This window comes from Maribacter sp. 2-571 (genome assembly GCF_050589625.1).
Classification (GTDB): Bacteria; Bacteroidota; Bacteroidia; order Flavobacteriales; family Flavobacteriaceae; genus Pelagihabitans.
The window spans coordinates 43,261-58,358 of sequence record NZ_JBNGOP010000023.1 but is presented as its reverse complement, the minus strand read 5'-3'; the positions used below and the strand labels follow the sequence as shown (position 1 = coordinate 58,358).

The window sequence follows — 15,098 nt, the reverse complement described above, 5'->3', positions numbered from 1 at the left end:
TTTATCGGTTAGAATTGTCTGTTGGTCTATTTATGGGCACGATCACTTCCAAATACAACGGTTCCCCATTTTCATCCTCTCCCTGCCAAAATCGAAAACGATAGTCCTGATCGTGGAGCACTACAAAATTAAAGGTCGCCGTTACTTGGTCGCCGGTTTCGTTGCATTCCCTATCGGTAAGTACCGAGCCTACCACTACCACGCTTCGCACCGTGGTATCGTTCTGGCTTACATCAAAACCTTCGAAAAAGGTACAATCGTCGGGACGATTATAGGTCACCGTAATTTCATATTGCTCGTTCAGTTCAAAGGCATCGGGCAACTGGGCATTTACGATTTCCAAGGCCTCAAAGTGAAAGTTGACGCCGTCGTCGTTGTTGCAGCCGACCGACCCAAAAAAGACCAGTACCAAACCTAAAAGTAAAGAGAGTCGTTTCATATTCCGCCTTTTAATAGTGCTGCGCACAGCACATTTCCTTCCAATGCTCGACATTCAAAGGCAATAAAACCTGTGAATGGTCAATAATAGGATGGTCAAACAGCGCAAGGGTTGCGTTTTCGACAATAAAGTTAGCCCAAATGCAAAATATGGCAGTAAAAGGGCCGTAGAAAAGGATGAAAGGCACCTTTTTTGGGTAAAGGACTATGCCAACGCCTTAATGGCTTCCCTTATTTTGGTTTCCAATTCTTCAAAAAGTTCAGGATTATCCAGTAAAAGTGCTTTTACCGCATCGCGTCCTTGACCAAGTTTGGTGTCGCCATAGCTGAACCAAGAACCACTTTTCTTTATGATTTCGTATTGTACGCCCAAATCGATGATCTCACCGACCTTGGAAATACCTTCGCCATACATAATATCGAACTCGGTGGTGCGGAAGGGTGGTGCTACTTTGTTTTTTACCACTTTTACGCGGGTCTTGTTTCCTCTTACGCCACCGTCGGTATCTTTGATCTGGGTGGAACGTCGAATATCCAAACGAACCGAAGCGTAAAATTTTAAGGCGTTACCACCGGTGGTCGTTTCGGGATTACCGAACATGACACCGATTTTTTCCCGCAACTGGTTAATGAACATTACGGTACAATGTGTTTTGCTGATCGAGCCCGTGAGTTTTCGGAGCGCCTGCGACATCAAACGGGCATGAAGTCCCATTTTTGAATCGCCCATCTCCCCTTCGATCTCACTTTTTGGGGTAAGTGCGGCAACAGAATCGATAACAACGATATCAATGGCCCCGGAACGGATCAAATTATCGGCGATTTCCAATGCCTGTTCCCCATTGTCGGGTTGGGAGATGATAAGGTTATCGATATCGACACCCAGTTTTTCGGCATAAAAACGGTCAAAAGCATGTTCCGCGTCGATAAAAGCAGCGATACCGCCATTTTTTTGTGCCTCGGCAATGGCATGTATGGTAAGGGTGGTTTTCCCTGATGATTCCGGGCCGTATATTTCAACGATCCTTCCACGGGGATACCCTCCCACGCCAAGCGCAACATCCAGTCCCAATGAACCCGAAGGAATAACCTCTACATCTTCTACAACGGAGTCCCCCATTTTCATAACGGCCCCTTTACCATAGGTTTTGTCCAGTTTATCAAGGGTCAGTTTTAGGGCTTTTAGTTTCGCTTCTTTTTCAGAACTCATTAGTATGATTTTTAGGATGGCTAAATTAGTGTTTCTTTTGGCATAATTCAAATATTGTCAAACTACCGGGCATTCCCACGCAACCTTTTTATGAATTATACATCTTCTCCTTGAGAAAGCGTGTTGAAAACGAAAAAACCATAGTGTTGCACTATGGGAAACGATGGTCATTTTCTTTCAACTTTTCAAAAATTGCTATGAAAATCAAGATTGATGTGACCACAAAAAGCCCCGGCAAAAGCTGGGGCTTTTTATTTTACGGTTATATGGGCCACGATATTCCGCAATGCATTTAAAAGCGGTCCTTGCCTAGGCTAGGAAATTTCGGAATCTACAGTATCTTTGTATGATTATTTTTTTGAAACGTTAACATTGGTATAGCATGCAACTGTACAATACGTTAAGTGCAAAGGAACGGGCAGCGCTCATTGAAGCGGCGGGCAAGGAACGCCTGACCATCTCTTTCTACAAATATGCACATATCGGCAATACGTCGATTTTTAGAAACCATCTTTTTATCCGTTGGAACGAACTGGACGTTCTTGGACGCATTTACGTGGCCAAAGAGGGCATCAATGCCCAACTTTCGGTCCCTGCCGAAAATTTTGACGGCTTCAAACAGCATTTGGACAGCATTTCGTTTTTGGAAAACGTACGACTGAACATCGCCATTGAGCACGATAATAAATCCTTTTTGAAATTAAAGGTAAAAGTGCGGCATAAAATTGTGGCCGACGGCCTCAACGATGCCACGTTCGACGTTACCGATAAAGGCATTCATGTAGGGGCAGAACAGTTTAACGAACTGATCGAGGATCCCGATACGGTGTTGGTAGACATGCGCAACCATTACGAAAGCGAAATCGGCCATTTTAAGAACGCCATTACCCCGGACGTCGATACGTTCAGGGATTCGTTGGACATTATAGAAGAAGACCTTTCCGAACATAAGAAAGACAAAAAGTTGGTCATGTACTGTACAGGCGGTATCCGTTGCGAAAAAGCCAGTGCCTACTACAAACACAAAGGTTTTAAACAGGTGTACCAGTTAGAGGGCGGTATTATCGAATATGCCAGACAGGTAGAAGAGCAAGCGTTGGAAAACAAGTTTCTAGGGAAAAATTTTGTGTTCGACCATCGCAGGGGCGAACGTATTTCCGATGTCGTAATTTCCCATTGCCATCAATGTGGAAAACCTTGTGATACCCATGTTAACTGTGCCAACGAAGCCTGCCATTTATTGTTTTTGCAATGCGCGGCATGTGCCGCAGAAATGGACAATTGCTGTTCCGACGATTGTAAAACGGTACATGCATTGCCCTACGAGGAACAAAAAGCGCTGCGAAAAGGAAAAGGTGCCAGCAATAAAATCTTTAAAAAAGGGAGGTCTCCCGTCCTAAAATTTAAAAAGTAGAGCGTATTGCCAAACCATAGCTGTTCGCTTGCCCCCAAAGCGGTAGGCCGACTTTCTTTCCATACGAAATTATGTTACCTTTACCTTTAAGAATAGTATGAACCTTCTTCGATCAAAACCGTTTTTGAAGTCCAAATTTCAAAGGTATTGTCTTGATCGAACCAACATATAAAATATGGGTTGTAGCAGTTGTTCGACCGGTACGGACGGGCAACCACGTGGATGCAAGAACAATGGTACTTGTGGCACCGATGGTTGTAATAAACTGACCGTTTTTGATTGGCTTTCCAATATGTCGCTTCCTTCCGGCGAAAAACCTTTCGATTGTGTGGAAGTGCGGTTTAAAAACAGTCGTAAAGAATTTTTTAGGAATTCCGAAAACCTTTCCCTTTCCATAGGCGATATCGTCGCCACCCAAGCACAGTCGGGCCATGACATCGGCATGGTTACCCTTTCCGGGGAATTGGTGAAAGTGCAGATGAAACGCAAAAAGGTGGACTTTAAGGAAGAAACACTTCCGAAGGTATATCGAAAAGCGTCGCAAAAAGATATCGACAAGTGGCAAAAATGCCGTAATCGCGAAGAGGAAATCAAAAAAAGGGCACGGGAAATGGCCATTCTGTTAAAACTTCAAATGAAGATTTCAGATGTCGAATTTCAGGGAGACGGCTCCAAAGCCACTTTTTATTACACCGCCGAGGATCGTGTCGATTTTAGGCAGCTGATCAAGGATATGGCGAAGGCCTTTTCCATTCGAATAGAAATGCGCCAGATCGGTTACCGACAGGAAGCGCAACGATTGGGCGGTATCGGATCCTGCGGTCGGGAACTTTGTTGTTCCACCTGGTTGTCCGATTTTAGATCGGTGAGTACTTCTGCGGCCCGCTACCAGCAGCTTTCCCTGAACCCACAAAAACTGGCGGGACAATGTGGCAAGCTAAAATGCTGTTTGAATTATGAATTGGACACTTATTTGGAAGCGCTGAAAGATTTCCCTTCACAGGACACCAAATTGTTTACCGAAAAAGGAATCGCTTTTTGTCAAAAAACGGATATTTTTAAAGCGACCCTTTGGTTTTCATATAAGGACGATCCTGCAAATTGGCACACCCTGTCCAAAGAGCAGGTGCAGGAAATCGTGGCCAAAAATAAGAAGAAGGAAAAAGTAGCGAGCTTGGAAGAATATGCCGTCGATAATATCGTTATCGATGAAAAGGTAGTATTCGAAAACGTTGTGGGCCAAGACAGCCTTACCCGTTTTGATCGGCCGAAACACAGTCGAAACAAAAGCAAGAATAAAAATCGCAACCGAAACCGCAACCGAAACCAAAAAGGAGGCCAAAATAAAAAAAATACCCAAGGAAATAGGGGTAAACAAGGCAACAAAAGTGGTCAGGGAAAAAAACGGAACCAAAAAAATTCTAGGAACAACGCTAAAAATAGACAACCGAAAAATGCGTAGAGTTATAGTGATTGTCGGGTTGTTCACGCTTTTGAACGCCTGCGATACCACAATTGTGAAGTCGAGTTTTAAAGCGTTGAACGGGGCGGTTTGGGAAAAGGACGAGGTGGTGGAGTTTACGATCTCGGAATTGGATTCCACTACCCGATACGATGTGTATATCAATGTAAGGAACGACAATAGCTTTGCGTACAATAATTTATTCCTTATCGCCGAACTGGCATCGCCAGAAGGAACGATCCAGAAGGATACCTTGGAATATGAAATGGCCAATGCCGATGGTAGCTGGCTGGGCAAAGGGTATGGAAGTATAAAGGAAAACAGGTTATGGTATAAGGAAAACATCATTTTTCCGGCAGGAGGGGCGTATACCCTCCGATTTACCCACGCTATGCGAAAAAATGGAAATGTAGAAGGTATCGAACGTTTGGAAGGGATAACCGACGTGGGATACGAAATCGTAATAAGTAAGCAATAGTTATGGCAAAAGCGGTGAAAAAGAAAGCGGCCCCAAGCTTTGGAAAATTCATTAAATGGTTTTGGATCCTATTTGGCGTAGGCATTCTTTCCGTGGTTTTGCTGTTTTTTGTTGCGGCGCAAGGGTGGTTCGGAGAGATGCCGACTTTTGAGCGTTTGGAAAATCCGCAGACGAATTTGGCCACCCAGATCATTTCGTCCGATGGGCAAACCTTGGGCAAGTTTTATTTGAACGATAACCGTACCCCCATTCCGTTCGATAGCATTCCAAAGAATTTTATAGAAGCTTTGGTGGCGACCGAGGACATTCGCTACTATTCCCACTCCGGTATCGATGCCAGGGGTACCTTACGGGCCTTGGTTTCCCTTGGTGGAAAAGGAGGGGCAAGTACCATTACCCAACAGCTTTCAAAATTGCTTTTTACGGAAAGGGCGTCGTCCAACAAAGTGGAACGTGTCAAACAAAAAATTAAGGAATGGGTGATTGCCACCCGTTTGGAACGGCAGTACACCAAGGAGGAAATATTGGCCATGTACCTCAACCAATACGATTTTGGCTATGCGGCGGACGGTATTCGTTCCGCTGCCAAAATATATTTTGGAAAAGAACCCTCGTATTTAAAAGTGGAGGAATCGGCAGTGTTGGTGGGCATGTTGAACAACTCATCGCTCTACAACCCCATACGGAGAAAGGAATTGGTGAAAAAACGGAGAAACTTGGTGCTTTCCCAAATGCATGTTGCCGATTTTATCACCGAAAAGCAAAAGGACTCCTTGCAAGCATTGGAAATGGTAATCCGTTTTAATCCGGAATCCCATAAAGACGGATTGGCGACCTATTTTAGAATGTACGTTCAAGGGTTTATGAACGATTGGATCAAGGAAAACCCGAAACCGGCCCTTGAAGGAGAACGGGACAAATGGAACATTTATCTGGATGGCTTAAAGATCTACACCACAATCGATTCCAGAATGCAGCGGAATGCGGAGTCGGCGGTGACCGATCATATGAAAAACCTGCAAGCGGAGTTTTTCCATCAAAACACCCCGGACCGGAATAAAACGGCACCTTTTCTGGATTTGAAACAAAACCAGATTCAGAGTATTATGAAGCGGGCCATGAAAAGTTCCGATCGTTGGCGGGCCATGGAGCGTGCGGGGAAGTCGGAATCGGAAATCGAGGCATCGTTCAACGAAAAGACCCAAATGACCGTTTTCGATTGGACCAGTGAAACCCAAGAAAAAGACACCGTAATGACCCCAATGGATTCCATTCGGTACTACAAAACCTTTCTCCGATCCGCCATGTTGTCCATGGAACCACAGACCGGTCATGTAAAGGCGTGGGTCGGAGGAATCGATTACAAACATTTTCAGTATGATAATGTATATCAAGGAAGACGGCAAGCGGGGTCGACCTTTAAGCCCTTTGTTTATGCCGCTGCTATCGATCAGTTGCGTAGATCTCCCTGCGACTCGCTTCCGGATACCCAATATTGCATCGAAGCGGAAAAACACGGAAATGTAGAGCCTTGGTGCCCCAAAAACTCCGACGGAAAGTATTCCGGAAAAAATTATACCCTTAAAAAGGCGCTGGCCAATTCAGTAAATACGGTGACTGCCCAGCTTATAGATCAAGTAGGGCCCAAATCGGTGGTTTCCATAGTCCGAAACCTTGGATTAAAGGGAGAAATTCTTGAAGTACCTTCCATTGCACTAGGAACGCCCGATTCCAACCTTTATGAAATGGTAGGGGCCTACGGTACTTTTGCTAACCAGGGCGTGTTCGTGGAGCCGGTGATGGTAACCCGTATCGAAGACAAAAATGGCACGGTTTTGTACGAGTACGTGCCCAAAACCAAGGATGTATTGAGCAAAGAGGTCGCCTATGCCATGGTCGACCTGATGAAGGGCGTTACCGAAGGGGGGTCCGGCACCCGATTACGGCATGCCTATCAAAAAAACAATCGTGTTTATAAAGAGATCATTACCGGATACCCGTATGAACTTTCCAACCCAATAGCAGGTAAAACGGGCACTACCCAAAACCAAAGCGATGGGTGGTTCATGGGTATGGTACCGAACCTGGTTACCGGGGTATGGGTAGGTGGTGAGGAGCGCTCGGTGCGTTTTAAATCCATCACTTATGGACAAGGAGCCGCCATGGCCCTACCGATATGGGGATTGTACATGAAACGCAATTATGAGAACGAAGACCTTGGAATCTCTAAAAGGGATTTTGTAAAACCTAAAAACATGTCCATTAAGGTAGACTGTAAAAAGGTAAGGGACGAAATACGGCAATCCGATCCCGAGGACGACCTGGACGATTTGGGCATATAAAAACGGAACAAACGTGTACTTAAGCAACTAAGCGACCAAAGATGATACGAAAGACTGTAGCGAACGCTTCTGAGGCCCTTCAAGGGGTGGAAAACGGAATGACCCTAATGTTGGGCGGTTTTGGGTTGTGCGGAATACCGGAGAATGCAATTTCGGAGCTGGTGCGTTTGGGGGTGAAGGACCTTAGTTGTATTTCCAATAATGCGGGCGTAGATGATTTTGGATTGGGCCTTTTGTTACAAGAACGCCAAGTAAAAAAGATGATATCCTCCTATGTTGGGGAGAATGCCGAATTTGAACGGCAAATGCTTAGCGGCGAATTGGAAGTGGAGCTTACCCCACAAGGTACCTTAGCGGAAAAATGCAGAGCGGCAAAGTCAGGATTCCCCGCGTTTTATACCCCTGCTGGTTTTGGTACGGAAGTGGCCATAGGAAAGGAAACAAGGGAATTCAATGGTAAAATGTATGTGTTGGAGGAAGCGTTCCATGCCGATTTTTCCTTTGTAAAGGCTTGGAAAGGCGATACTGCGGGAAACTTGATATTTAAAGGGACCGCAAGAAACTTTAACCCCTGTATGTGCGGTGCCGCAACGGTTACCGTTGCCGAGGTAGAAGAGTTGGTGCCCGCGGGAACGTTGGACCCCAACGCGATCCATGTGCCTGGAATTTTTGTACAACGTATTTTTCAGGGGGAAAATTATGAGAAGCGCATCGAGCAATTGACGCTAAGGGAAAGGTCGTCTACATGAGATTGACCTACTCTTGTACCGCATGTAAGGCACAACAGTACTTTCTTCCCAAACATCCGTCTCGAGCAGCATTGCAGATGCAATATGGGGATATGGTCAAGGTAAACTGTCAAAAGTGCGGAAAGACCGAAAAAAAGCACCTCAATAAGATTAGTGCGGTAGTAGACGCAAGAATTATTGCGGTGGGGTTTGTTCTCGGATTAATTGCCACGGTTTTGTTGTGGAATTATGTCGGTGTTGTTGCAAGTGTTACACTTTCATTACCGATGCTCGTTTGGAACCATGAGAATGGTAAAGTAGGCCATTTTAATCGTTATGCCATAAGAAAATAAGATTATGCTAGACAAAAACGGAATTGCAAAACGTATCGCAAAAGAGGTTAAAGACGGTTATTATGTGAATTTGGGCATCGGTATCCCGACCTTGGTCGCCAACTTCGTGCAAGACGATATTGCGGTAGAATTCCAAAGTGAGAACGGGGTACTGGGCATGGGCCCTTTTCCATATCCCGGTGAAGAAGATGCCGATATTATCAACGCCGGAAAGCAAACGATTACCACCCTGCCCGGCGCCTCCTTTTTTGATTCGGCGACCAGTTTTGGTATGATCCGCGGCAAACATGTGGATCTTACCATCCTTGGTGCAATGGAAGTTGCCGAAAATGGGGATATTGCCAACTGGAAAATTCCAGGAAAAATGGTGAAGGGAATGGGCGGTGCCATGGATTTGGTGGCCTCTGCCGAGAACATAATCGTGGCCATGATGCACACCAATCGCGCTGGGCATTCAAAGTTGTTAAAGAAATGTACCCTACCGCTTACCGGCGTCGGTTGTGTAACCAAGATCGTGACCAATTTGGCGGTACTGGAAGTTTCCAACGGGGCCTTTAAGCTTTTGGAAAGGGCTACGGGAATCAGCGTAGCGGAAATAAAGGAAGCTACCGCGGGTACGCTCATCGTTGAAGGAGATGTTCCTGAAATGCAACTGTAACGAATAGGGGACACAATAGTACCAGTCCACATGGCCGTAGGCTCCACGTTCGGTAGCGGCCATCAGGGTGTCGTTCTTTCCAAAAATCGATTTGCGTACGGTTCACAACACTTTGGGCGCACTTCACAACAATAGTTAGGTTTTACCACTAGTCTTTGGCTATCTTTAAATCCCTTTAAAACCTACAGTAAATATTGAACGTATATCCTATGGAAGCCCAAATGAACCACACACCTGCACAAAACGAAATTCAAGTTTACAAAAATGACTACTTCAGTGGTTTTATTATGTTGATGCGAAAATTGTTTATGCTATAGAACTGACAACAACGGTTATAAAATTTAGGAGCGCCATCCCCAAAGGACGCTCCTTTTTTTATGCGTTATACCATTTTAACTTTGAAATGGTATTTCATTATTTTTGTACACCATGAAGCCGATGCTCCAAAAATGTACTGAAACTTCGCTGGGCTTGTTGGCCGAACTCTCTCGAAAAACCTTTGTCGACGCTTTTAAGGATAGCAACGATCCACACGATTTCGAAACCTATATCAATACGGCCTTCGATCCGCAACAGCTGCAAAAAGAACTTGCCGATCCCTATACCGCGTTTTATCTTGTTTATTTACGAAATACGGTAGTAGGGTATTTTAAAACCAATGTGGAAACGGCACAAACCGACGTAAAGCGGTCCGATAGTATGGAATTGGAACGTATTTATGTGTTACAAGCCTATCAAGGGCAAGGGCTGGGGCAATGGATCTTGGAGCAGGTAACGGCGCAAGCGCTTGCAAATGGCAAAATGTTCTTGTGGTTGGGCGTATGGGAAAAGAATCCGGGAGCTATTAGGTTTTATCGGCAAAATGGATTTGTCAAATTCGGCACGCATCCCTATTACATCGGTAACGATAAACAGACCGATTGGCTGATGCGGCGTATTCTAAAAGACCCTGACTAGCGGGTTTATGCACCTACTTCGATAGCGTTATTTCCCTGTACCTGAGTAGTTTTCTGGATATACGGGTTTCCCGTCAGTTAAAATTTTTCTGTTATTGAGTGAAATTCCCATCAACATGGGCTTGTTAAAAATGTTGGCGGTCGGTGTAAAATAGGTCTCTATGATCGTTTGGGCGGCTTCATCAAAACGGCCAAGATTAATATGCGTTCCCAAGCTTACCGAAGCCTTATCGTAAGGGCCGATGCCGTTCTGATCGCTGGTGCCATCGATAAAGCCTGCGCCCATCATGCTTTTTTGGGTCAGATCTTTTTCAGGGAGATGTACCACCTTAAAATAAGTGCTGATCAGTTTCTGCATATCATCATCAAAGGGAGGTTGGTTCCAATACATATTGTTTTCCGCGGCAGTGGTCCAAAACGACACCAAATCGGCAAAATGGGAGGCATCGGGTGGTGAACTTGGGGTTTCCCAATTCGAATACATGTTAAATGCAGGAGGGTTCACGGTAACATTGTCATACAGTCGATTTCGGAGGTGGTTGTTTTTTATAGCGGGATGCCCTTTAAAAGAAACATTTTCGAAGAATTGTAAATAGGCGTCTTTTTCAGTGATCAAATACAGTTCCATGGCGATACGGGCCCAGTGGGAGGTCATATAAGTGTTTACACGATATTGGTAACGGTCCTGTCCCAGGGAGGCCCATTTGTCCCAAATATTTTTTTCGGTCCATGCCAACCGTTTTTGAAACCACGCTTCATGTTGTTTTTTAAGACGGGGGCTTTGGTGCATAATACGTAGAAAACTACAGAGGTGCCGCCAGGTATAGGATTCATAAAGGGGTTGCCCGATGGGGGCGTCCTGGGCGGTAACCGCCCATCCTTGAAACCCCTTTGCCGGCGCCGGGAGCTCCTTGGCCGAGGCGATAAGGTTATCGAAGACCAATTGAACGTCCTTTAAAAAATCCTCCCTCCCGGTAGCCTGCCACGCCTGTATTACGCCTTCTAAGGTATAGGCCATATAGTAGTGCCCGGCCCCATTGCGATCCTCCGATTGGTTGTTCAGGGAGCGGTTCAGCATTTGTAAACGTTCTTTGGCAGTATACACCCGGTTAAAATCCATTTCCAATGCGGCCACGGATTTTTGCGCCATGGCCTGAAACAGGGCCAGGAGTAAAAAGAGTACCAAAAATGAATATTTTTTAATCACAGGGGTAGCTTTATCTTGTAGTTGCAAATACGATGCCCAAATCTAAAGTACCATCTTTTTAGTGTTTTCCGCCATGTTGGTCCTTTAAAGGAACAAAACGGGGTCAAATTGCCGAGTATAATACCATTTCAAAGTTAAAAGGGCATAAGTTCCTCGGCGTACCTTGGTCAAGGGTGGCGGTGTTCCCTTTCCATAGTCGAAAGCGTTGTTCTCAGGTTGCTTTTGAACATTCTACCAATTGGTATTTTATTTCCGTTGATGTAAAGGGTATTGCCGGTTATTTTATCGATGTGCGCACAATTGACGATATAGGACTTGTGCACTTGAAGGAACTGGGTTTTGGGAACGCGTTTTAGCCAATTTTTCAAGGATTCCAAGTAACTGAGTTTTCCGCTCTCGGTAACTACCGTTACATAGTTTCTGTCCGATTCGATGTATAAAATAGACCCTAAAGCGACTTTATGTAGCGTCTTGTCCACATTGATAAAAACATGGCCCAAGGCTTTTGGTCGAGATGCCTCTACGACGATGGGCGTTCTATTGCGAATTTTGTGAACGGCCTTTAAGAAGCGTTCAAACGAAAAAGGTTTTACCAGATAATCACAGATCGTATCCAGTTCAAAACTTTCTACGGCATGTTCCGGGTAGGCGGTCGTCATAACAATGGCGGGTGCGCGACTTAAGGTTTTTATATAATGCAGACCGGAAATGTCCGGTAGGTTGATGTCTAAAAATACCGCATCGATGCTGTTGTTCCGTAGCATTTCGTTCGCTTCCAAGGCCGATTGAAAACTGCCCTTTAGCTCCATGTCGGGCAGTTTGCCCAAGTAATTTTTTAAAATGCGCTGGGCGGGCAGCTCGTCCTCGATGATGATGCACTGTAAGGGTGTATTCATAATGTTTGGCCTTCGTTAAGTTGTAGTTGCAGCCGTACCGTATACCGATCGTTTTCCGAAATGTGGAGCGAATGGCTGTCCCGGTATAGGAGTTGTAGCCTTTTCTTAAGGTTTTTTAGGCCGATTTTGTCCCCCGTCCGCTCCTCTTGTACAAGACCTATCTTATTGATGCATTTGCAGCTCAAGATTCCATTCGCTACGGAAATATGGATGTGAACAGTGCTTTTCGCGGCACTGTGTTTAAAGGCGTTTTCGATCAATGTGATCAATAATAAAGGGGCGATGGTATGTTTTGTGTCGTCTACCGTCAGCTTATAATCGATGTGCTTTAGGTTTTCGGTCCGTATTTTTTGAAAGGCGATATAATTGGCGATATAGTCGAGCTCTTTCTCAAGCGCAATTTTATGGGCATTACTGTCGTACAATACATGCTTAAGATTGTCCGATAACATCAGGATCATCTCGGGCACTTCCCGGGGTTGCTCCAAGGCATAGGAATAAATAGTATTGAGGTTGTTCAAGAGTACGTGGGGATTGATCTGCGACTTTAAATAACGGAGTTCCATTTCGGTATGCTCCTTTTGTATGATTTTGAGGTTTTCCTGATTTTTATGATGGTCGTACAGCATCCATAGAAAGGAAAAAAAGATGATGGGGACCAAGGTTTGCCACAAGTAATCGGAGAGGCATTTCATAAAGCTACAACCGCATTCCGCAAAGTAGTTGCAATAGAGCTGTGTGCCTAAAAAAGCAATGGCACCAATAATCAAGGCATAGGCAAAGTAATAGTGTTTTCGAATAAAATACGGCAGTAATAGCCCATTGTTTACATAAACAATACCGAAAAGGATGAAAAAATACTGCAAAAACGGATTTTCGCTCCAATAGTAGTTCGAAAACAGGAACAGCGATACAAAAATGAATAGCGACCAAAACAACAGGTGCACCAATACTTCATAAATACGATAATTGAACAGACCCATACGGTAAAATACATAAAAAGTAGCGACCGGTAAAAGTTGATATGCGTACCGCACTTTTGTCGATACCAACGACCAATTACGATTTGTACGTCGGTGAAACCGGTATCACGACCGTTGGGACCGTTATTGTTGTCTTAGGGCAATGTGGTTGGGTTTAAGGAGTAGCGGTCATTAGCTTGTACGAAACTTAAAAATCCAATCTAAGATGAGAAGTACAACGTTAGGTATCCTATTTTTTTGTTTCGCAATACAATCATGGGCGCAATCTCCGAACTTGAACCGTGAGAATATCGGGAAAGATGGCACTGCAAAACTGCTGGGAAAAATCGATGGGGAAGGGCTACGGTCAAAATCATATGGGGAATGGTTTGTACCGGAGTACGACAACTACACTGTTGATAGTACGCGAACAACGGTTTTAAAACGGCACTTACCGGATTTTGAGATCCTCTTGTTCATGGGTACCTGGTGTGGCGATAGTAGAAGAGAGGTACCCCGATTCTATAAAATTTTGGATGTGCTCGAGTTTCCTAAAGAGCAATTGACGGCCGTTGCGGTCGATTATGAAAAACCGATGTACAAAAAGAGCCCCGGCGGCGAGGAAAAGGGAATGGATATCCGGAAAGTACCGACTTTCATCTTTTTAAAGGACGGTAAAGAGGTAAATCGCATTGTGGAGTCCCCGTTGGGTTCTTTGGAAGCCGATATGGAGAAAATAGTGAAGGGAGCGCATTACGTACCGAACTATAAGGTAGTTCGGGTAGTACCCATAGATTAATACCATTTTCAAAGGCGGTTTAAAATGGCAGCTGCCTGTTCAAGTGTTTCCTCGGTTTTTGCAAAGCAAAAACGAAGCAATCTATGGTCTAGCCGCCCTTCATTAAAGGAGGATATGGGAATACAGGCCAGTTTGTGCGCTACTATGAGCCGTTCCGCAATGGCCTCGTCGCTGTCGTTACTCCATTCGGAAAAATCCAGTAGCTGAAAGTAGGTGCCTTCGGTAGGGGTAAACGTAAACTTGGAACGGTCCAGCTGCCCAAGAAAAAAATCTCTTTTTTGCTGATAAAATGCAGGAAGACCCAAATAACGGTCGGCGTTCTGCAAGTATACGGCCATTGCCCGTTGTACGGGGTGGTGTATCGAAAACACCGCAAATTGGTGAATTTTTAAAAAGGCCGTCATCAACGCTTTTGGGGCGGCACAATATCCCATTTTCCAACCGGTGATATAAAACGTTTTTCCAAATGAAGCGCACACAAAGGTCCGCGATGCCAAATCGGTAAAACGAGCGGCACTCCAATGAACCCTTTCATCGAAGACGAGGTGTTCGTAGGCTTCGTCACTAATCAAAATAATGTTGGTGGGTTTCAGTATCTCCTGAAGCTGGAGCATATCGTTCTCCGAGAAAACCCGACCGCTAGGATTGTGCGGGGTGTTGATGATCAGCATTCTGGTCTTCGCGGTAATCTTGCTTTTTAAGAGCGCCCAGTCCACCTTAAAGTCGGTATTGTTCAGCTGCACCGGTATGGGTATGCCACCGTTAAGGACAATAGCCGGTTCATAGCAGTCGTATGCCGGCTTTAATACGATTACTTCGTCTCCAGGGTGTACAAAGGCCGTAATCGCGGTGAAAATAGCCTGGGTGGCCCCTACGGTAACCGTTATTTCGGTGTCGGGGTCATAGGTGCGCCCATGTAACCGTTGTATTTTATCGGCGATGGCGGTTCTTAGGCCAAAATAACCCTGCATCGGGGCATATTGGTTGAATCCCTTTTTCATCGCTTCCGTGGTCAGGGCAATCAGTTCCGGATCCATTTCAAAATTTGGAAACCCTTGCGAGAGGTCCAATGCATTGTGTTCACGGGCCAAGTTACCTATTCGTGTAAATATGGTTGTGGCGACATTGGGGAGTTTGGAACGCAATTCGTGTTTTGAGGTTTCCATACGTATTCCGTAATACCCAAAAATAGCGA

At 45.1% G+C, this 15,098-nt stretch carries 15 protein-coding genes; 9 read left to right on the top strand and 6 right to left on the bottom strand.

Annotation, left to right across the window (positions count from 1 at the left end; translation table 11 throughout):
* Position 1: 1 nt before the first annotated feature.
* A complete protein-coding gene (locus tag ACRD7P_RS15580; RefSeq protein ID WP_430908567.1) occupies positions 2-439 on the bottom strand; it encodes a hypothetical protein in 438 nt (145 codons plus the stop codon).
* A 204-nt stretch (positions 440-643) separates the two neighbouring features.
* On the bottom strand, positions 644-1,648 hold the full coding sequence (recA, locus tag ACRD7P_RS15575) for a recombinase RecA (RefSeq protein ID WP_430908566.1): 1,005 nt from the start codon (positions 1,646-1,648) through the stop codon (positions 644-646).
* 382 nt (positions 1,649-2,030) lie between these two features.
* Here recA and ACRD7P_RS15570 point away from each other — a divergent pair, with 382 nt between their 5' ends.
* The 8 genes from ACRD7P_RS15570 to ACRD7P_RS15535 all read left to right on the top strand — a co-directional run bounded on the left by ACRD7P_RS15570 (position 2,031) and on the right by ACRD7P_RS15535 (position 10,040).
* Entirely contained in the window at positions 2,031-3,062 is a 1,032-nt protein-coding gene (locus tag ACRD7P_RS15570) for a rhodanese-related sulfurtransferase (RefSeq protein ID WP_430908565.1), read from the top strand.
* Positions 3,063-3,237: 175 nt separating this feature from the next.
* Positions 3,238-4,524, top strand: a complete 1,287-nt coding sequence (locus ACRD7P_RS15565; protein WP_430908564.1) for a PSP1 domain-containing protein — start codon at positions 3,238-3,240, stop codon at positions 4,522-4,524.
* Positions 4,517-5,002 (top strand): gliding motility lipoprotein GldH, encoded by a 486-nt coding sequence (locus ACRD7P_RS15560; protein ID WP_430908563.1) that lies wholly within the window; start codon positions 4,517-4,519, stop codon positions 5,000-5,002. Before ACRD7P_RS15565 ends, ACRD7P_RS15560 begins: the two co-directional genes overlap by 8 nt.
* 2 nt (positions 5,003-5,004) lie before the next feature.
* Positions 5,005-7,344, top strand: coding sequence for a penicillin-binding protein 1A (locus ACRD7P_RS15555; protein WP_430908562.1), 2,340 nt, complete (start codon positions 5,005-5,007; stop codon positions 7,342-7,344).
* 41 nt (positions 7,345-7,385) lie between these two features.
* A complete protein-coding gene (locus ACRD7P_RS15550; protein WP_430908561.1) occupies positions 7,386-8,093 on the top strand; it encodes a CoA transferase subunit A in 708 nt (235 codons plus the stop codon).
* On the top strand, positions 8,090-8,425 hold the full coding sequence (locus ACRD7P_RS15545) for a hypothetical protein (protein WP_430908560.1): 336 nt from the start codon (positions 8,090-8,092) through the stop codon (positions 8,423-8,425). The genes ACRD7P_RS15550 and ACRD7P_RS15545 overlap by 4 nt, the downstream gene beginning before the upstream one ends.
* 4 nt (positions 8,426-8,429) lie before the next feature.
* Positions 8,430-9,083 (top strand): 3-oxoacid CoA-transferase subunit B, encoded by a 654-nt coding sequence (locus tag ACRD7P_RS15540; RefSeq protein ID WP_430908559.1) that lies wholly within the window; start codon positions 8,430-8,432, stop codon positions 9,081-9,083.
* 438 nt (positions 9,084-9,521) lie between these two features.
* The gene (locus ACRD7P_RS15535; protein WP_430908558.1) at positions 9,522-10,040 is read left to right on the top strand and encodes a GNAT family N-acetyltransferase; all 519 of its coding nucleotides are present in this window, start codon (positions 9,522-9,524) and stop codon (positions 10,038-10,040) included.
* Positions 10,041-10,067: 27 nt separating this feature from the next.
* On the opposite strand, the gene ACRD7P_RS15530 is transcribed toward ACRD7P_RS15535, so the two are convergent.
* The 3 genes from ACRD7P_RS15530 to ACRD7P_RS15520 all read right to left on the bottom strand — a co-directional run bounded on the left by ACRD7P_RS15530 (position 10,068) and on the right by ACRD7P_RS15520 (position 13,194).
* Complete coding sequence (locus tag ACRD7P_RS15530; protein ID WP_430908557.1) at positions 10,068-11,246, bottom strand: hypothetical protein; 1,179 nt, start codon at positions 11,244-11,246, stop codon at positions 10,068-10,070.
* A 167-nt stretch (positions 11,247-11,413) separates the two neighbouring features.
* Positions 11,414-12,142, bottom strand: coding sequence for a LytR/AlgR family response regulator transcription factor (locus ACRD7P_RS15525; RefSeq protein ID WP_430908556.1), 729 nt, complete (start codon positions 12,140-12,142; stop codon positions 11,414-11,416).
* Positions 12,139-13,194 carry a sensor histidine kinase gene (locus ACRD7P_RS15520; protein WP_430908555.1) on the bottom strand — a complete coding sequence of 352 codons (1,056 nt, stop codon included), beginning with the start codon at positions 13,192-13,194 and terminating at the stop codon, positions 12,139-12,141. The genes ACRD7P_RS15525 and ACRD7P_RS15520 overlap by 4 nt, the downstream gene beginning before the upstream one ends.
* Before the next feature lie 136 nt (positions 13,195-13,330).
* Between ACRD7P_RS15520 and ACRD7P_RS15515 the strand changes: the two genes are divergently transcribed.
* Positions 13,331-13,903 carry a thioredoxin family protein gene (locus ACRD7P_RS15515; protein WP_430908554.1) on the top strand — a complete coding sequence of 191 codons (573 nt, stop codon included), beginning with the start codon at positions 13,331-13,333 and terminating at the stop codon, positions 13,901-13,903.
* 8 nt (positions 13,904-13,911) lie between these two features.
* On the opposite strand, the gene ACRD7P_RS15510 is transcribed toward ACRD7P_RS15515, so the two are convergent.
* Entirely contained in the window at positions 13,912-15,069 is a 1,158-nt protein-coding gene (locus ACRD7P_RS15510; protein WP_430908553.1) for a methionine aminotransferase, read from the bottom strand.
* Positions 15,070-15,098 lie beyond the last annotated feature (29 nt).